This window comes from Chroococcidiopsis cubana SAG 39.79, from assembly GCF_003991895.1.
Lineage (GTDB): Bacteria > Cyanobacteriota > Cyanobacteriia > Cyanobacteriales > Chroococcidiopsidaceae > Chroococcidiopsis > Chroococcidiopsis thermalis.
On record NZ_RSCK01000075.1, the window covers coordinates 1 to 18,059 of the forward strand.

The 18,059-nt window shown below is 44.4% G+C and carries 15 protein-coding genes; 10 read left to right on the top strand and 5 right to left on the bottom strand.

The genetic code is table 11. From position 1 onward, the window contains the following. Window positions 1-70 precede the first annotated feature (70 nt). The 4 genes from DSM107010_RS28070 (at window position 71) to DSM107010_RS28085 (ending at window position 5,498) form a co-directional block, all read left to right on the top strand. Window positions 71-1,429, top strand: coding sequence for a hypothetical protein (locus DSM107010_RS28070; protein WP_127024467.1), 1,359 nt, complete (start codon window positions 71-73; stop codon window positions 1,427-1,429). Window positions 1,430-1,926: 497 nt separating this feature from the next. After that, complete coding sequence (locus DSM107010_RS28075; RefSeq protein WP_106170378.1) at window positions 1,927-4,005, top strand: sensor histidine kinase; 2,079 nt, start codon at window positions 1,927-1,929, stop codon at window positions 4,003-4,005. A 10-nt stretch (window positions 4,006-4,015) separates the two neighbouring features. Then, on the top strand, window positions 4,016-4,714 hold the full coding sequence (locus DSM107010_RS28080) for a response regulator (RefSeq protein ID WP_015155065.1): 699 nt from the start codon (window positions 4,016-4,018) through the stop codon (window positions 4,712-4,714). Window positions 4,715-4,859: 145 nt separating this feature from the next. Continuing rightward, complete coding sequence (locus tag DSM107010_RS28085) at window positions 4,860-5,498, top strand: response regulator (protein ID WP_106169549.1); 639 nt, start codon at window positions 4,860-4,862, stop codon at window positions 5,496-5,498. Here the strand turns inward: DSM107010_RS28085 and DSM107010_RS28090 are convergent. Continuing rightward, window positions 5,487-5,912 (bottom strand): nucleoside deaminase, encoded by a 426-nt coding sequence (locus DSM107010_RS28090; RefSeq protein ID WP_106169548.1) that lies wholly within the window; start codon window positions 5,910-5,912, stop codon window positions 5,487-5,489. The genes DSM107010_RS28085 and DSM107010_RS28090 overlap by 12 nt on opposite strands. 7 nt (window positions 5,913-5,919) lie before the next feature. Between DSM107010_RS28090 and DSM107010_RS28095 the strand changes: the two genes are divergently transcribed. The 5 genes from DSM107010_RS28095 (at window position 5,920) to DSM107010_RS28115 (ending at window position 14,620) form a co-directional block, all read left to right on the top strand. Next, on the top strand, window positions 5,920-6,711 hold the full coding sequence (locus DSM107010_RS28095) for an ion transporter (RefSeq protein WP_106169546.1): 792 nt from the start codon (window positions 5,920-5,922) through the stop codon (window positions 6,709-6,711). 195 nt (window positions 6,712-6,906) lie between these two features. Next, window positions 6,907-7,611 carry a GAF domain-containing protein gene (locus DSM107010_RS28100; protein ID WP_106169547.1) on the top strand — a complete coding sequence of 235 codons (705 nt, stop codon included), beginning with the start codon at window positions 6,907-6,909 and terminating at the stop codon, window positions 7,609-7,611. A gap of 513 nt (window positions 7,612-8,124) precedes the next feature. Beyond that, window positions 8,125-12,732, top strand: a complete 4,608-nt coding sequence (gene gltB, locus DSM107010_RS28105; protein WP_127024470.1) for a glutamate synthase large subunit — start codon at window positions 8,125-8,127, stop codon at window positions 12,730-12,732. Between the two features lie 105 nt (window positions 12,733-12,837). Further along, window positions 12,838-14,325 (top strand): glutamate synthase small subunit, encoded by a 1,488-nt coding sequence (gene gltD, locus DSM107010_RS28110; protein ID WP_015155071.1) that lies wholly within the window; start codon window positions 12,838-12,840, stop codon window positions 14,323-14,325. Between the two features lie 82 nt (window positions 14,326-14,407). Beyond that, window positions 14,408-14,620 (top strand): hypothetical protein, encoded by a 213-nt coding sequence (locus DSM107010_RS28115; RefSeq protein WP_015155072.1) that lies wholly within the window; start codon window positions 14,408-14,410, stop codon window positions 14,618-14,620. A 76-nt stretch (window positions 14,621-14,696) separates the two neighbouring features. On the opposite strand, the gene DSM107010_RS28120 is transcribed toward DSM107010_RS28115, so the two are convergent. Further along, window positions 14,697-15,173 (bottom strand): hypothetical protein, encoded by a 477-nt coding sequence (locus DSM107010_RS28120; RefSeq protein WP_127024473.1) that lies wholly within the window; start codon window positions 15,171-15,173, stop codon window positions 14,697-14,699. Window positions 15,174-15,302: 129 nt separating this feature from the next. Further along, complete coding sequence (locus DSM107010_RS28125) at window positions 15,303-15,986, bottom strand: SDR family oxidoreductase (protein ID WP_106168795.1); 684 nt, start codon at window positions 15,984-15,986, stop codon at window positions 15,303-15,305. Window positions 15,987-16,071: 85 nt separating this feature from the next. Here DSM107010_RS28125 and DSM107010_RS28130 point away from each other — a divergent pair, with 85 nt between their 5' ends. After that, the gene (locus tag DSM107010_RS28130; RefSeq protein ID WP_106168794.1) at window positions 16,072-16,692 is read left to right on the top strand and encodes a class I SAM-dependent methyltransferase; all 621 of its coding nucleotides are present in this window, start codon (window positions 16,072-16,074) and stop codon (window positions 16,690-16,692) included. On the opposite strand, the gene DSM107010_RS28135 is transcribed toward DSM107010_RS28130, so the two are convergent. Both DSM107010_RS28135 and DSM107010_RS28140 read right to left on the bottom strand, forming a co-directional pair. After that, window positions 16,660-17,085, bottom strand: coding sequence for a GNAT family N-acetyltransferase (locus tag DSM107010_RS28135; protein ID WP_015155076.1), 426 nt, complete (start codon window positions 17,083-17,085; stop codon window positions 16,660-16,662). The genes DSM107010_RS28130 and DSM107010_RS28135 overlap by 33 nt on opposite strands. A 93-nt stretch (window positions 17,086-17,178) precedes the next feature. After that, window positions 17,179-17,619, bottom strand: coding sequence for a KTSC domain-containing protein (locus DSM107010_RS28140; RefSeq protein ID WP_106168793.1), 441 nt, complete (start codon window positions 17,617-17,619; stop codon window positions 17,179-17,181). Between the last annotated feature and the right edge of the window lie 440 nt (window positions 17,620-18,059).

Genomic DNA, 18,059 nt, shown 5'->3' on the forward strand with positions numbered 1-18,059 from the left:
TGTCCTCCTTGTCCCCCTTGTCCCCCTAATCCCCCTTGTCCCCCTTGTCTCCCCTACTCCCTAATTACTGATGTCTACTTCCTCTCTAGTTCAAGCTTTACCTGAAGCATGGCGATCGACAAATGGACTGGCAATTTTGGGTTCGCTCGGCATTCACACCCTACTATTGGTAGGGCTGCCTTTTGTCTCGCTAGATCCGCAAGAAGTTGATTTACAGAGTAGTATCGGAGTCGTGGAGTTGTCTCCCGAAGAACGCAGCCGCGTACCGCAAGTAGCAGCAGATCCATCTGTCATCCCGCCTGTCAATACTGCTCAACAGCAAGCGCCTGCGCCTGCTCAGGGTTTTCAGTCAGAAATCTTACCCCCTCTGCCCGCACCATCACCTTTTTTACCACCACCGCCTGGGACTACGCCAATGTACCAAATGCCCAGTAGCGATTCATTACCTCCACCTGCGCCTATCCCCTTACCACCGCCACCTCAAAATTTACTCTCGCAAAATCCTTTTGGACAACCCCCAGCACCACAGCCAAACCAAGCAAATCAAAATATCCAAATGCGGCAATTAGCGCCGCCAGCTAATGCCTTACCACCGATTCCCGATCTGCCTCCAACGCAAAATTTGCAGCCAAGTCCACCAATAGCCCAACCACCCAAAAATTCACCCGATCGCGCTCAACAAGAAAGGATGGCACGGCAAAATGCCCTGGCGCAACGGTTGGCAGCAAATCGCAGTAAAGCCGATACTTCCCCAACGAGCGATCGCGAACGGCTTTTGGACGCAGCAGCGCAACAGCAAGTTCAACGAGCCAAAGAACGCGAGGAACGTGCCTCTCGCTTAGCAGCCTCTTTACAACAGCGTCAATCTAATCCCGCACCGACTAACCCGCCAGCGACAAATCCGAATAGCGATCGCGCCTCTCGCCTCGCAGCCATACTCCAACAGCGACAACAGCGTCAATCTAATCCCACACCGACTACCCCTCCCGCGACGAATCCAAATAGCGATCGCGCCTCCCGTTTGGCAGCACTTCAGCAACGTCTTGCCCGACCGATCGGCGCTCGACCTGACTTTAAACCCGAATCGGGATCTACGCAGACAATTGCTCAAATTGAAGCCTTGCAGCAACAGTATCAAAAAGTCCAACAAGCTTATCCGCAATTTGTCACGGCTGCGCCAATCCGCAAACGAGTTCCTGTATGTAATAAAAAACTCAATGGCGGCGAAGCGATTATTGCAGCACTAACCGATCCCACGGGCAAAATTGTGATTGGACCCGACGTGATTTCTAAAGATAGTCCTAGCGCCGTACAACAAGCTGCGATTCGCTATGTCAAACGCTATCCATTCACCAAGTCGGCTGCTCCCGTGAATCAAACCTTTCGTCTAGAATTCAGCCACAATCCTAGATTATGTTCTAGAAAGTAGTGCAACAATTCTGTTTGACTCTGCTGCTAAAGTTAGCTGCGATCGCTCAGTCATAGCTAACTCATACAATAATTTTTGGTTCAGGCAAGTCTCCCCCTAGTCCCCCTTAAAAAGGGGGGAAATAAAGCCCCCTTTTTAAGGGGGTTGGGGGATCTTCGATTATTCAAAATTACTATAAGTTACGTCATCTATCACTTGATAATTTCATATACATCTATCTAAAGAAATACTTTTTGATATTTGTAAATTCGCTATTCTTAGCCTCAGACATCAATATAAGACATAAATGAAATTTGAATATTCAAACTTTTTCTGTTAGTTCTCATCTGATATTGGGAATGATAACTATATCGATCTAGGTTGCAATTTTTATGCATCAAATCAGTATAGTAGGAAGTTCGCAAACTTTTTTGACTCGTAGACCTTATTGCTAATAACAGCGATCGCAAAACTGCATCCATTACTATCATCTTTGGTTAGCAATTGGGCAAGAAATCATGAATCAAGAGCCAACCCCTAAATCCCTGAGCGCAACTATTAGTCAACTGAAACAAATCAACGAACAATTACAGCTTCAAGTTGCAGCACACCAGCGGGCAGAGGCAGAAGTTCGATTTTTGCATGGCATTACCCAGTTTATTAATGAATCTCACGATTTTCACTCTGCATTAGCGATCGCGCTAGAAAAAATCTGTCAGTTTACTGGCTGGCAATTTGGTGAAGCATGGACTCCCAGTTCTGACGATCGAAATTTAACATGTAGCCCTGCTTGGTACAGTGCCGACCCAAGCTTAGAGCAATTTCGCCACAGCAGCGAAGGATATAAATTTGCTGCCAATATCGGTTTACCTGGGCGTGTTTGGGTGTCAAAGCGTCCTGAGTGGTTGCACATTTCTCAGGAACCAGAAACCATATTTTTACGCAAATCCTTTGCAGATCGAGTTGGATTCAAAACGGCGTTGGGTATGCCAATTGTTGATAGTGGCGATCGCGTCCTAGCGGTGTTGGTATTTTTCATGTTTGCATCTTGCGCAGAAAATACCCATTTAATCGAGTTGGTTGCAACTATTGCTGTTCAGCTAGGCACTTTATTACAACGCCAACAAGCAGAAGCAGCACTATATCAAAGTCAAGCATGGCTGCAAGCAATTTTAGATAATTCCACAGCACTAATTTATATCAAAGATTTAGATGGAAAATATTTACTCGTCAATGTCTGGTTTAGCCTTCTATTCTATCCCGATCGCGCTGGGGTAAAAGGAAAAACTGACTACGACGTTTTCCCTCCAGAAATTGCTGCTGTTTTACAGCAAAACGATCGAAAAGTTATAGCTGCTAAATCTCCAATTGATTGGGAAGAACTGTTACCACATGAGGATGACGGTTTACATACCTATCTTTCCATTAAATTTCCTCTCTATAACGAACGCGGTGAACCTTATGCGATTTGTGGAATTTCTACCGATATTACCGAACGCAAACGCGCTGAAGATGCCCTACGTTCCAGTATGGCAACAAATAGAGCTTTACTCAATGCGATCCCAGACTTGATGTTTCGCATCAATCGTTCGGGAGTTTTTGTCAACTTCAAAGCCGCAAAAGGCGATCGCTTGCACCTACCAGCACATGAATTTTTAGGTAAACATTTGTCTGAAGTATTTCCTGCTGAAATTGCCAAAGCATTTGATAGTTGTATAAAACGTACTTTATTTACTAATGAAGTGCAAATTTTAGAATGTCAGCTGATTGTAAATGATGAATTCAGAGATTACGAATTACGCCTTGCTGTCAGTGCTGAAAATGAAGTCATGGCAATCGTTCGCGATATTACCGATCGCAAGCGAACGGAAGCAGAAATTCGCCTTGCTTTAGAAAAAGAGAAAGAGCTAGGAGAACTCAAATCGCGGTTTGTAACGATGGCTTCCCATGAATTTCGCACGCCTCTAGCAACGATTTTATCTTCTTCAGAATTGCTCGAACACTACAGTCATAAATGGAGTGAAGATCGAAAACTAAATCATTTACAAAGAATTCAAACATCTGTAAAACACATGACTCAATTATTAAATGACGTACTCTTAATTGGTAAAGCCGAGGCTGGTAAATTAGAATTTAAACCCCTACTCATCGACCTCAAACAATTTTGTCACGAAATTGTTGAAGCAATTCAATTAACGGCTAGCGATCGCCAAATTATTTTTCAGTGTCACGCAGATGAGCGGATTACGGGAATGATGGATGAAAAATTGCTACGTCATATTTTTATCAATCTCCTTTCCAATGCTGTTAAATATTCCCCTGCCGACAGTCCAGTTAATTTTGAATTAACTAACGAATGCGACACAGTTATTTTTCGGGTTCGAGATCGAGGAATTGGTATTCCCTTAGCAGAGCAAGCAGAAATTTTTAGTAGTTTCCACCGTGCTAGTAACGTCGGAAATATTTCTGGGACAGGACTCGGTTTAGCGATCGTGAAAAAATCAATCGATTTACACGATGGCAAAATTGCAGTTGAAAGTTCAGTTGGCTTAGGCACGATTTTCACTGTAGTACTTCCTTTAAACAAGCAGGTATAGGTACAAAAACATGGCTAAAATTCTTGTGATTGAAGACGAACCAGATGTTAGAAATAATCTCGTAGAACTGCTAGAGTCAGAAGACTTTGACGTTGCTAGTTCAGAAAATGGTTTGATGGGAGCGCTGTGGGCGCAGCAGTATTTACCAGACTTAATTATTTGCGATGTCATGATGCCAGAAATTGACGGCTATGAGGTACTCGCTGCTCTACGGGAAGAAGCAACAACAGCTACAATTCCTTTTGTTTTTCTCACAGCAATGGCTGATAAAGCAAATGTCCGTCAAGGCATGGAGTTAGGAGCAGATGATTATTTAACTAAACCTTTTACTAGGGAAGAATTATTAGGAGCAGTTACCACTCGGCTAGCAAAACAGCAAGCGGTGGCACAACAATACCAAGCAGAATACAAAAGAGCAGAAGCGCTTAAACAAAGAGTACAAGAGCTACAACAGTATATTGAAACAAAAGATGAAGTCTTGCAGCAATTACAGCAAAATTTGTCTAGTACTGTACCGAAACTGAATATCGCGATTAATATTCTCAAGAATCTCACACCTGGCGCGCAACGCGATCGCTGTTTAGCAATTATTCAAACAGCCTGTGCTGAGGAAATTTCTATGTTAAGTCAACTTCCCTACTCCAAGATTTTTACAGAGGAATTATCAGAGTTGTTACGCCAATGTCAAATTACCAATGAAGAAACTTAGAATGTAGTGAGGAGCGAGGGTAGGAAGAGAGCTGAGGGAGCGATCGGGAGCGCAAGGTTGCTGAGGGAGAAAAATGACTTTGACTTCTTCCTTGTCTCTCTTTTCCCCTCTGCTCCCTGCTCCCTTTACTATCTTTCTAATTCAAATGATCCAAATCTTAGTAGTAGACGATCAAAGCTTAATTCGCCAAGGATTGAAAGCATTATTGGAACTAGATCCTGAATTAACCGTCGTTGGTGAAGCAGAAAATGGACAACTTGCAGTGCAATTAGCTCAAGAATTACACCCAGATATCATATTAATGGATATTCGGATGCCGTTGATGGATGGCGTTGCAGCAACGCGAGAAATTTTGCAAAAACTTCCGCAGATAAAAGTTTTAGTTTTAACGACTTTTGACGATGACGAATACGTACAAGCCGCGATCGCTCACGGAGCTATGGGTTACTTACTCAAAGATACACCTTCAGAGGAATTAGCCATAGCAATTCATGCCGTACATAAAGGATATACGCAATTGGGACCGGGAATTGTGAAAAAACTCTTGGTATCTCCTCTGTCTGTACCAAAACCTCCCCCTCCACCAGTGCTGCAAGAACTCACGCCTAGAGAATTAGAAATTTTACAATTAATTGCAGCTGGGGCAAATAATCGCGAAATTGCTCAGAAACTATTTATTTCTGAAGGAACCGTCAAAAATCACGTTACGAATATTTTAAATCGATTGAATCTGCGCGATCGCACTCAAGCTGCAATTTTTGCGAATACTTTTTTATTTAAATAATTTCACACACTCCTCTCGCAACACGCCTTTTGTCACTTTAATATTTCTAAAAGACTTAGCAATTATCTCATCACATGCTAGATCGATCTGCGATTGGTTCACTGAGATCAAATCTTGAATTGAAGCCCCAATTATAATTTCTGATACACCAGCCCATACGCAAACACTCGCGCACATCGGGCAAGGTTCACCTGTAGCGTATATCGTATATCCTTCTAAAGACGGAGTTTGAATTTTAGCTGTTAAACTACGAATGACATTCATTTCTGCATGAGCAGAAGGATCGCAATCTCGCTTGACTGTGTTATACCCTTTAGCTACGACTTCGTTATCTTTGACAATTACAGCACCGTAAGGAGAATCGCCCTGTTTTGCTTCTGCCAAAGCTAATCGCATAAAATCTTCAGGTGTCATCTGTGTCATGTTACTCAAACAGCGTGTAGGATTTTATTTAGAAGATATTGAAACGCCCGCAGGTCGGACAACCACTTTAATTATTACAGGTTTAGTTCTACTATCTTCTGCTATTTTTGTTGCAGACACTTATTCGATTCCTCCTAAAGTTCGCAGTCTGCTCGATTTTTTTGACACGATAATCATCTTTATTTTTACTTTGGAATATTTGCTGAGGTTCTGGTGTGTAGAAAACAGAATGCAATACTTTTTCAGCGTTTATTCTTTTATCGATCTCATGGCAATTTTGCCAGTTTTTTCAGGATTTATAGATATCAATTTTAGCTACGTCCGCTTGCTGCGATGGTTTCGTATTTTAAAACTAGTTCGTTTTCTGCAAGGGAGAACTTTATTTGGTCGCATTGGGACGGAAGACAGTGTTATCTTTGCTAGGATATTGTTTACTTTATTTGCGATCGTTTTTGTTTATTCGGGTTTGATTTATCAAGCCGAGCATTTTATCAATCCAAAAGTATTTCATACTTTTTTGGATGCAGTGTATTTCTCAGTTGTCACGATGACAACTGTAGGATTTGGTGACGTAACTCCTATTTCCCAAGCAGGAAGGTTTCTCACAGTTCTGATGATTTTAACCGGAATTGCCCTAATTCCTTGGCAATTAGGCGATTTAATTAAACAATTAGTCAAAACATCAGATCGCGTAGAGACAAATTGTCCTACTTGTGGGTTAGCATTGCACGATGCTGATGCTCGGTTTTGTAAAGCTTGCGGTACGAGATTAGAAAAGATTCAGACTTGATTCTCTATCAAACCAGTCGCTCTTCCGCAACTCAGTGTAGAGACGTTACATGTAACGTCTCTACACCGATAACTAATAGAAGTACTACTTTTGGCATAGGAACATATGCTTGAACCTGAGTATAATACCCTAAGTAAAAAATGTTATTTTTGTCAAGTTAAGATTTATAGTTCGGTTTCAATTTAGGGTAGTTCTATGGTTTTGTGGGCAGACTACGATAACTTTCCCATCCCTTATAAGGGATGGAATGTGGCTGTGGGCGAAAAATACGTAGGTAACAGACAACAACTGGCAACCGCCTTCACGAAGCTATTGGCATGGCTGCGAGAGTATATGTCTGTAGACACTGCTACAATCCTACTACCAGATGAAGATCGGAAAAATTTGCTCGTATATGCTACCGTCGGACTTGAAGAAGAAATTACACAAAAAATTCGTATTCCTATAGGTCGGGGTATTGCAGGTAGAATTGCTGCAAGTAGTAAGTCAATGGTGACTCACAATCTATTGGAGGAGGAGATTGTCAGTCCGATTTTACGGCAGAAAGGACTGCGATCGCTCGTCGGCGTTCCCCTACCAATGCGAGAAGGTATGGTTGGGGTTCTACACGTTGGTTCGCTTCAACAACGACAATTTACCGAACGCGACATCCAACAATTGCAAGTCGTCGTTCATCGCCTCAAGTCCATCATGGTGACAGCACAATTTAACTACCTTTCTTGTTCTGCCAGCCAGACAGATATTCATAAATATGTAGAGCGAATTATATCGTTGAAGTATCCCCACAAAGTTCAAAATTTATCATCTGCTCTACAGCAGCCTTTAAACAGCTATTGGTCGATCGCGGCGTGCAAATGTCTTGACATTTTCCGATGTCAGTATATATTGACATGCAATTGAGTCATGTCATAAAGAGTAGGGTAGTTTTTTCACCTTGAGATAGTTACGAAAATTAATATCAGAGGCGATCGCGTTTCCCGTAAGAATCGATACAATAAGCTTCTTGTAGGAGTCGATTTTGCCTGTGAAGTCAAAAATAAAATTAGTCAATTAGCGATCGCGCGATCGCGAAGGCTGTCTTCAGAGGGAAATCGGAACCAAAATTGATTTAATTCAAGTGGTTTTGCAATCGTGAAATTTAAAGAATTGAAATTTAAAGAATTGAGATTTTTCGTTAACAAGTGTTTCAGAAATTATTAGGGGCGCATAGCTATGCGCCCCTAATACAACAGATAACTAATAATTTCCTTAAGAGCCGAACATTTACATCTCTACTCGTTAGAGAATGCAAATTAGAATGCGCCTTTACTATCAGGTGTAAACTTCCTACACCCCATATTCCTGTCAATAACTTCCAACTACCGACTGCCAATTTCATCACGACCCTTCATTGCCACGGATAAATCGCCAATTATGAATAGCAATCAACTACCACCAAAACAGGGACTCTACGATCCACAGTTCGAGCATGATGCGTGCGGTGTAGGATTCATCGTTCATATGAAGGGCAAACAATCGCACGAAATTGTAGAACAAGCACTCACAATTCTGTTAAATCTCAATCACCGTGGCGCGTGTGGTAGCGAGATTAATACAGGCGATGGCGCTGGAATTCTCTTGCAAGTTCCGCATAAATTTCTCAAAAAAGTCGCAGCCGCAGAAAATATTAACCTGCCAGAAGCAGGATGTTATGGCGTTGGTATCATCTATTGCGCGCCAGATGCCGCAGTCAGGGAGCAGAGTCGGCAGATATTTGAGAAAATTGTGGCAGAGGAAGGTCAAAAAGTCCTCGGTTGGCGTGACGTACCGACAGATAACTCCTCATTAGGTAACACCGCTAAAGCTAGCGAACCGTTCGTACAGCAAGTTTTCATCCAACGTGCTGACAATTTAATCACTGAAACAGATTTCGATCGCAAACTATACGTCATTCGCAGACGTTCTCAAAATGAAATTCGCACCGCGCAGATAGATCCGTATTGGTATCCATCGAGTCTTTCGTGTCGGACAATTGTTTATAAAGGAATGTTAATGCCCGTGCAAGTAGGGCATTATTATCCCGACTTGCAAGATCCAGATTTAGAAAGCGCTCTAGCACTGGTACACTCTCGTTTTAGTACAAATACATTCCCCAGTTGGGAGCGATCGCATCCTTATCGCTACATTGCTCATAATGGTGAAATTAATACCCTGCGCGGTAACATCAACTGGATGCACGCACGGCAATCGTTATTTGAGTCAGAATTATTTGGCGCAGATTTAGAGAAGCTAAAGCCAGTCATCAATATGGACGGCAGCGACTCAATGATCTTTGACAACGTGCTAGAGTTGCTTACGCTGGCAGGGCGATCGCTCCCTCATGCAGTAATGATGATGATCCCCGAACCGTGGACGGCGCATGAGTCGATGAGCGAGGAGAAAAAGGCATTTTACAAATATCATTCCTGCTTAATGGAACCGTGGGATGGTCCCGCCTCAATCGCCTTTACCGATGGAACGACAATCGGCGCAGTACTCGATAGAAATGGCTTGCGTCCGTCACGATATTACGTCACCAAAGACGACTTGGTAATCATGGCATCCGAAGCGGGTGTATTGCCAATTGAACCAGAACGTGTAGCGTCAAAAGGGCGCTTGGAACCAGGAAGAATGTTTCTGGTAGATATGGCACAAGGACGGATTATTGCCGACGAAGAAATCAAACACCAAATCGTCACCGCACATCCATATCGGGAATGGTTGGATAAGTATATGGTGGCGTTAGCGGGAATTGTAGGGGCGCACAGCCGTGCGCCCCTACAAGATAATTCAATCCCTTACCCCTCACCCCTCATTCAGCGCCAAATGGCATTTGGATATACGTTTGAGGAGTTGCGGCTGTTGTTGACTCCGATGGCAAAAGATGGAGTTGAGGCAGTAGGTGCGATGGGTGCGGATACGCCGTTGGCTGTTTTATCCGATCGCCCCAAATTGCTTTACGATTACTTCCAACAGCTGTTTGCTCAGGTGACGAACCCGCCGATTGATTCGATTCGCGAAGAAATTATTACTTCGGCAGAAACTACAATTGGTTCGGAACGAAACTTACTCAAACCAGAACCAGAAAGTTGTCGTTTAATTGAATTGAAAACGCCGATTCTGAGTAATGAAGAGTTGGCAAAGCTGAAATATATTGATGAAGATAATTTCAGTTCTGTGACGATTCCCATCCTATTCAATCCGAAAGATAAGGTGAAGGGATTAGAAACAGCTTTGGATGAAATTTGCAGCCAAGCAGACAAAGCAATTGCATCTGGTGTCAATATTATTATCCTGAGCGATCGCGGTGTGGATCGAAATAATGCCCCCATCCCAGCATTGCTCGCAGTATCCGGCTTGCATCACCACTTAATTCGCACGGGAACCCGCACGCGGGTAGGAATTGTACTGGAATCGGGAGAACCACGGGAGGTACATCATTACGCCGTGTTACTCGGTTACGGTTGTGGGGCAATTAATCCTTATTTGGCTTTTGAGACGATTGAAAGTTTAATTCAGCAAGGTTCGCTACTCGATGTCGATTTCAAAACTGCGTGTAAGAACTACGTCAAAGCCGCAACTAAGGGTGTGATTAAAGTTGCCTCCAAAATTGGGATTTCTACCCTGCAAAGCTATCGTGGAGCGCAAATTTTTGAAAGCATCGGCTTAAATCAGTCGGTAATTGACAAATATTTTACCTGGACGGCATCGCGGATTGAAGGTATAGATATAGAAGCGATCGCCAAAGAAGCAATTTTACGTCACGCTCACGCCTTCCCAGATCGTCCCACCAACGGACATACGCTGGATGTTGGAGGTGAATATCAATGGCGCAAAGAAGGTGAAGCGCATCTATTTAGTCCGCAGACAATCCATACGCTGCAAAAAGCCGTCCGTGAAGGAAATTACGACAGTTACAAGCAATACGCCACCCTGGTAAACGAGCAAAATCAGCAGTTCTTCACGCTGCGCGGACTATTGCAATTCAAAGCACGTCAACCAGTCCCAATTGAAGAAGTCGAACCGATTGAGGCGATTATGAAACGCTTCAAGACAGGGGCGATGAGTTATGGCTCAATTTCCAAAGAAGCGCATGAAACCCTGGCGATCGCCATGAACCGAATTGGTGGTAAATCTAATACTGGGGAAGGTGGCGAAGATCCAGAAAGATATACCTGGACGAACGATCGCGGTGACTCGAAAAATAGTGCCATCAAACAAGTGGCTTCCGGTCGATTTGGCGTAACCAGCTTGTATTTGTCCCAAGCGAAGGAACTTCAAATCAAGATGGCACAAGGGGCAAAACCAGGAGAAGGCGGACAATTGCCCGGACGCAAGGTGTACCCCTCAATTGCCAAAGTGCGTCACTCCACGCCAGGGGTAGGACTGATTTCGCCCCCACCACACCACGATATTTATTCAATTGAAGACCTTGCCGAGTTAATTCACGATTTGAAAAATGCCAATCGTCAAGCACGAGTCAGCGTCAAATTAGTCTCTGAGGTTGGCGTGGGAACAATTGCCGCAGGGGTTGCCAAAGCGCACGCTGATGTGGTATTGATTTCTGGTTTTGATGGTGGTACGGGTGCTTCGCCACAGACTTCAATTAAGCACGCGGGGCTACCTTGGGAATTGGGGTTAGCAGAGACGCATCAAACTTTGGTGCTGAATAATCTGCGATCGCGCATCGTTGTCGAAACAGACGGACAGATGAAGACGGGGCGCGATGTTGTTGTCGCAGCACTTTTGGGTGCAGAGGAGTTTGGTTTTTCTACCGCACCCCTCGTTTCCCTCGGCTGTATTATGATGCGCGTCTGCCACCTCAATACCTGTCCGGTGGGGGTAGCGACACAAGACCCACAACTGCGGCAAAACTTCACGGGCGATCCAGAACACACGGTCAACTTTATGAAGTTTATCGCCCAAGAAGTGCGAGAAATTATGGCACAACTCGGTTTCCGCAGCTTGAATGAAATGGTCGGTCGCACTGACGTACTAGAAGCAAAACAAGCGATCGCCCATTGGAAAGCAAAAGGCATCGACTTGTCAAAGATTCTCTACCAGCCGCAAGTAAGTGCAGAAGTCGGGCGTTATTGTCAAATTCCTCAAGATCACGGGTTAGAACAGTCCCTCGACATGACAGTATTACTGGAATTATGTCAAGAGGCGATCGAACACGGTAAACCAATCAAAGCCACTCTACCGATTAAAAATATCAATCGCGTCGTCGGCACGATTCTCGGAAACGAAATCAGCAAACGTCATTGGGATGGTTTACCCGAAGACACCGTACACCTACATTTCCAAGGTAGTGCAGGGCAGAGTTTCGGTGCATTCGTCCCCAAAGGCGTAACTCTCGAACTCGAAGGTGATGCCAACGATTACCTGGGTAAAGGACTTAGCGGTGGCAAGATTATTGTCTATCCACCTGTAGAGTCTACATTTGTCTCAGAAGAAAACATCATCATCGGGAATGTTGCCTTTTACGGTGCAACCAGTGGTGAGGCGTATATTTCCGGTGTTGCCGGAGAACGCTTCTGCGTGCGTAACTCTGGTGTCAATACCGTTGTGGAAGGCGTAGGCGATCACGGTTGCGAATACATGACTGGTGGTAAAGTGGTCATCCTGGGTACGACCGGACGTAACTTTGCCGCAGGGATGAGTGGTGGTGTTGCCTATATTCTCGACGAGAAAGGCGATTTTGCTACTCGCTGTAATACGCAAATGGTAGGACTGGAAAGACTCGAAGATCTAGAAGAAATCGCGATCGTGCGGCAAATGATTCAGAAACACGCCGACTATACCGACAGCCAGAAAGCAAAGCGAGTTCTCGCCAACTGGGAAGCGACAATCCCGCAATTTGTCAAAGTCATGCCACGGGATTACAAGCGCGTGTTGCAAGCCATAAAACAAGCCCTAGCATCCGGCTTAAGTGGTGACGACGCCCTCACCGCCGCCTTTGAAGAAAACGCCCGCGATGTCTCCCGCATCGGCGGCAGCTAATTCAGTGACCAGTGACCAGTGACCAGTGACCAGTTACTAGTGACTTTTCTCCCTCTGCTCTCTTCTTTTTTTCACGCACCACGCACCACGCACCACCTTTAAACTATGGGCAAACCAACAGGCTTTATCGAATATCTCCGTGAAGTGGCATCGGAAGTTGCGCCAGTCGATCGCATCCACAACTGGGACGAGTTTCACATCCATATGCCAGAGGAGAAACTGCGAACCCAAGGCGCGCGCTGTATGGATTGTGGCGTACCGTTTTGCCACACGGGTACAGTTATTAATGGCATGGCAAGCGGTTGTCCGATTAATAATTTAATTCCTGAGTGGAACGACCTGATCTATCGCGGACTTTGGCGCGAAGCCCTCGATCGCCTGCATAAAACTAACAACTTCCCCGAATTTACAGGGCGCGTCTGTCCCGCACCGTGTGAAGGCGCTTGCGTGCTGGGCATTAATAACCCTCCCGTAACGATCAAAAATATTGAAAATGCGATCGCCGATAAAGGTTGGGAAGCAGGTTGGATCGAACCGCACCCTCCAGAAAAGCGCACGGGGAAAAAAGTTGCCGTTGTCGGTTCGGGTCCGGCGGGGTTGTGTGCCGCAGCACAACTGAATACAGCAGGACATTGGGTCACGGTATTTGAACGCGCCGATCGCCCAGGCGGATTGTTAATGTATGGTATCCCCAACATGAAACTCGACAAGCGGGAAGTCGTCCAGCGCCGCCTCGATATTTTGGAACAGGAAGGCGTAAAATTTGTTTGCAATACCGAAATTGGTAAAGACATCTCTGCGGAAACCCTCCTAAAAGAATTTGATGCTGTAGTTCTCTGTGTCGGTGCGACCAAACCCCGCGACTTACCTATCGAAGGACGAGAATTGAAGGGAATTCACTTTGCAATGGATTTCCTCACCGCCAACACCCAAGCAATTCTAGATAACCGCAGAGGCGATAATTTCATCTCTGCTGCCGATAAAGATGTGGTAATTATTGGCGGTGGCGATACTGGAACTGATTGTGTCGGTACGTCAATCCGCCACAGTTGCAACAGCATCGTCCAATTGGAAATTATGCCTCAGCCACCCCTCACCCGTGCCGCGAATAACCCGTGGCCCGAATATCCCAAAATCTACAAAATGGATTACGGACAGGAAGAAGCTGCGGCTAAATTTGGCGCTGACCCCCGCGTATACATCACCACTGCGACCAAATTTGAGGGCGACGAGAACGGCTGCGTCAAAGCCGTCCACACGGTACAAATAGAGTGGACGAAAAACGACAAAGGGCAGTTTGTCCCACAGCAAGTCCCAGGTACGGAAAGAGTCATACCCGCCCAACTCGTCTTGCTGGCGATGGGTTTCCTCGGACCCGAACAACCCCTAATTGATGCCCTGGGACTCGATCGCGACCCCCGCAGCAATATCAAAGCCGACTATGGTAAGTATGCTACCAGTATCCCTGGAGTTTTCGCCGCTGGCGATTGTCGTCGCGGACAAAGCTTAGTCGTTTGGGCATTCAACGAGGGTCGCGGTGCAGCCCGCGAGTGCGACCTTTACCTCATGGGTAGCACGGATTTACCTTTTTAACAGTTATCAGTGATTAGTGGCTAGTGACAAGAATTGAGTCCAGCCACTAGCCACCAGCCACTAGCCACCAGCCACTCACTATATGACAAAAATTTCACCCAGAACTATCTATCACAACCTCAGACTACTGGAACAGGTTAATGCTGCTACTAGTGCTGTTTACAGACAACTGGCACAAGAAGTATTGGCAGATCCAGAAGTGGAACTCGTCTGGCGACAGGCGATCGCCAATCGACTCAATCACGCCAACCACCTACTAGAAATGCAGATGGCTAACGATAACGATAGCTACTAAACAATTAAACAATTCCTGTACGGGCGGGTTCACCAATCATCTCTGACTCCAACAAATATGGCTGGTGAACCCACCCCTACTCCCCACTCCCGACTCCCCACTCCCCAGTTTGCTCGATTTCTCGACACTTAGCCTCAGCGTCTTTGAATGCTGCGGCATAATCAGCACCACCTAGCATGACATCGCCATAATACTCATAAGGGGCTTCTCCGTAGACTGGTAAGGGGTCGTCTTCTGGGTAATCTTCTTTTGACTCTTCTATGGTTGCCTTGAGTTGTGGCACGGTGAGGCGCTGGGCAGGAAAGTAATAGAGTGTTTCAATGTGGCGATCCAGATGGGGAAACGTCGGATCGATAATGCGATCGCCTAATTCGAGCCAGCCATACTCTACCATTTCACACGGCGCGCTGGCAAAGACTAAAAAGCCCTGTACGTAGACCGATTCCTCTATCAACAGCGCCGCTTTATAGGCGTTATCAAAACACTTAGTTGCTTTACTCTTAATCCGTTTGGCAACTTCCATCGAAAGAGTTACATCTAAAATTTTACTCATATCAAACTGTTGTTACATCTCAATCCCAATTTTTGAATGTTTTGACTTTTGTACGGGCGTGTTTACCAATTATCTCTGACTACGACCAAATATTGCTGGCAAACCCGCCCCTACGAATGCATGACTTCCTCAAACGGGAACAGTCAACGGCATTCCATTATCCTTGGCACTCAATTTAAGTAGAAATGGTACGGCTTGCTTGACCCAATCTTTGATCGCAGTATAAGCCGCTGCCTCCTCTCCATAACAAATTTCCAACATATCTGTATGAATGATGCCGGGGTTGAGGGGAATCGCTGCCATTCCCGAGGGTAATTCCTGTGCCAAAGACCTAGTAAGTCCCTCAATTGCCCATTTTGACGCACAGTATGATGCAACCTCTGGAGAAGTGGAACGACCCCAACCAGAACTTAAGTTAACGATAATGCCCCGGTTTTTCTCCTTCATGGCGGGGACAAAGTGACGGATAACGTTTGCTACTCCTTTGATGTTGACATCAATCAGGCGATCGAATTCTTCAACAGGAATCTGCCACAGTGGGGCTAGAGGATTAATTATAGCTGCATTGTTAATTAGTAAATCTGGCACGCCGTGGCGCGAAAGTACTTGTTCTGCCCAAGTTTTCACCTGCTGGTTATCGGCAACGTCTACTACCATAAAATCGTGCGGCGAATTATACTGCTGAGATAGTTTTGCTACTGCTGCCTCAGAACGGGCGCAACCTACAACTGTATGTCCAGCTTGAATGAATCCTTCCGTCATGGCAAGCCCCAAACCGCGACTTACCCCCGTGATGACAATCAGCTTAGTCATGATGAAACTTGGCGTAACTTTACTTTACTAAAAAACTAGTTTGCAGGAGTAGAAGGCATATTTCCCTCTCAAATTATCTTACGCAATGCTTGAAGCTAATGGACTTGCTTCCTGGTTTAAGGAAGAACAGCAAAAAACCGAAAATTGGTATCTTGCATCTAGCAATCCTTACCAACAGTCAGGTTGGGGAAGTACGCCCGCACGCTGGCGCTGCGCACGAGAGGTAATTTTAACGGCGGTCAACAAGAACGGGAGTTTTTTAGATGTGGGTTGTGCCAATGGTTTATTGCTAGAAAGCTTAATACAATGGGCAAGCGAACAAAAAATACAGTTGATTCCCTATGGAATAGATATTTCATCCCGCTTGATAGAACTTGCGTGTCAGAGACTACCAGATTTTACTAATAATTTTGCGATCGCTAATGCCTTATACTGGCGATCGACAACTCAATATGATTTTATACATACCTTATTAGAATATGTCCCTTCTCAGTTACATTCGGATTATATTCAGCAGCTTTTTAATACTGTGAAACAGGGAGGGAGATTAATTATCAGTAGTTACAGTAACCGCAGTCGTCAGCAACAAACTTTTGATGTTGTTCAATATCTCAAACAACTTGGCTATCCTGTAGCAGGAAATGCTAGCACTCAAGAGGAAGATGGTTGGATATTAACTCGTGTTGCATGGATAGAAAAGCGTTAAACCTAATTTTAAATACAAAGCTGTTTCGTGCTTGGAACTATTAGGAAAGGTAAATAAACCCGCCTGCTGAATATTCCATGTATTGAAGCATTCTACAACTGGTTCGATGAGACGCTGGGCAATTTTTTGGTTCCACCAATCGGGATGAACGCTAAGGGGACCAAAAGAGGCACAACTACCCCACCGAGTTACTAAATTAGATCCTATAATTCTATCTGCGATCGCTGCAAAAGCTGCTGATGGATTTGCGTGCCAGCGACTTTGGATAAAGTTTGCATCACCTCCAAATTCCATTGGATCGGGCAATCCGATAAAAGTGCCAAAAGCTAATCTGAAAACGCGATCTGCTGCGGGTATTTCGCTTTCTTGAAGCTGGCGAATTAAGACTTCCATTGTTGAGATATTTTCTAAAGGTCGGTCGGTTTATATCTTCCTTTATTACCTTTCAATAGCTCATAAAGTCACAAAAAATTTAAATATTACAACCTAGCAACATTCTTCTTCGCTGTAATCGCAATCGATATAGTCAATTCGCTGGCAATCGTATTGACCTTTAATATTGTTGTTATAAAATCTTCCTAGAGAATCAGTGTCTTGTAAAGCTTCCCAAGTTTCCGGTTCCACATCTGCATACTGATATATACTGCCACTGCTAAACTCAACTTGTAAAATGCGATCGTTGCAGTTATAACCAATTGAAGTTGCCATTGTAGACTGAACTGGTAGCATTTTTAGAGGTTCAGATGCAGCAGGTAATGCATTGGTATTGACCAAAGAATTGACGTGTTGCAAACCTTCATAAGCTTCAATCGGGGCGGGAACTTCCACTAACTCAAACTCATCTCCTCGGTCAATTAACAGCCCTAAATAACCATCTGAATGACCGACAGCTACAAGATTACCCAGATCGAGTTTAGAGAACTTCATCAGGATTCTTAACTTTCTTATTTTTTAGTACAATTGTACTTAAAAACATGCGTTTTGTATAGTGCTAAGGCAACATACCACCATCTCTTGCTTTCTCCTTGTGAACCAAGGCTGTCTCAAAGCGAGCAGCGCTACCTCAGCTGAAAATCTATGGATTAAAGCCTGAGTTATATTTGAACTTTTATTTCTATTAACTAAGTTTGATTACTATTTCGATCCAAATATACAAAAAGGCTTCAGTATTATAAGATACATAGTTTCGGAGTATACAAATAATATGGCAAATTTAAATAGATTGGTACAAGGCGTATCGCAGCAGTTCAACCAAAATTCTTTAAGTTGGGGTTCGCTATTGGTTTGGATAAGTGGGTTAGTTGTAATAATGATGTTGATGGTAAGATTTTCTCAAATTTATTAAGTTTTTCAGGTTGATTTTTAGA

What these genes read in the sequence shown, in the direction of transcription:
- DSM107010_RS28070 (WP_127024467.1), top strand. Translation starts at nt 71, where the DNA reads ATGTCTACTTCCTCTCTAGTTCAAGCTTTACCTGAAGCATGGCGATCG.
- DSM107010_RS28075 (WP_106170378.1), top strand. Translation starts at nt 1,927, where the DNA reads ATGAATCAAGAGCCAACCCCTAAATCCCTGAGCGCAACTATTAGTCAA.
- DSM107010_RS28080 (WP_015155065.1), top strand. Translation starts at nt 4,016, where the DNA reads ATGGCTAAAATTCTTGTGATTGAAGACGAACCAGATGTTAGAAATAAT.
- DSM107010_RS28085 (WP_106169549.1), top strand. Translation starts at nt 4,860, where the DNA reads ATGATCCAAATCTTAGTAGTAGACGATCAAAGCTTAATTCGCCAAGGA.
- DSM107010_RS28090 (WP_106169548.1), bottom strand. Translation starts at nt 5,912, where the DNA reads ATGACACCTGAAGATTTTATGCGATTAGCTTTGGCAGAAGCAAAACAG.
- DSM107010_RS28095 (WP_106169546.1), top strand. Translation starts at nt 5,920, where the DNA reads ATGTTACTCAAACAGCGTGTAGGATTTTATTTAGAAGATATTGAAACG.
- DSM107010_RS28100 (WP_106169547.1), top strand. Translation starts at nt 6,907, where the DNA reads ATGGTTTTGTGGGCAGACTACGATAACTTTCCCATCCCTTATAAGGGA.
- gltB (WP_127024470.1), top strand. Translation starts at nt 8,125, where the DNA reads ATGAATAGCAATCAACTACCACCAAAACAGGGACTCTACGATCCACAG.
- gltD (WP_015155071.1), top strand. Translation starts at nt 12,838, where the DNA reads ATGGGCAAACCAACAGGCTTTATCGAATATCTCCGTGAAGTGGCATCG.
- DSM107010_RS28115 (WP_015155072.1), top strand. Translation starts at nt 14,408, where the DNA reads ATGACAAAAATTTCACCCAGAACTATCTATCACAACCTCAGACTACTG.
- DSM107010_RS28120 (WP_127024473.1), bottom strand. Translation starts at nt 15,173, where the DNA reads ATGAGTAAAATTTTAGATGTAACTCTTTCGATGGAAGTTGCCAAACGG.
- DSM107010_RS28125 (WP_106168795.1), bottom strand. Translation starts at nt 15,986, where the DNA reads ATGACTAAGCTGATTGTCATCACGGGGGTAAGTCGCGGTTTGGGGCTT.
- DSM107010_RS28130 (WP_106168794.1), top strand. Translation starts at nt 16,072, where the DNA reads ATGCTTGAAGCTAATGGACTTGCTTCCTGGTTTAAGGAAGAACAGCAA.
- DSM107010_RS28135 (WP_015155076.1), bottom strand. Translation starts at nt 17,085, where the DNA reads ATGGAAGTCTTAATTCGCCAGCTTCAAGAAAGCGAAATACCCGCAGCA.
- DSM107010_RS28140 (WP_106168793.1), bottom strand. Translation starts at nt 17,619, where the DNA reads ATGAAGTTCTCTAAACTCGATCTGGGTAATCTTGTAGCTGTCGGTCAT.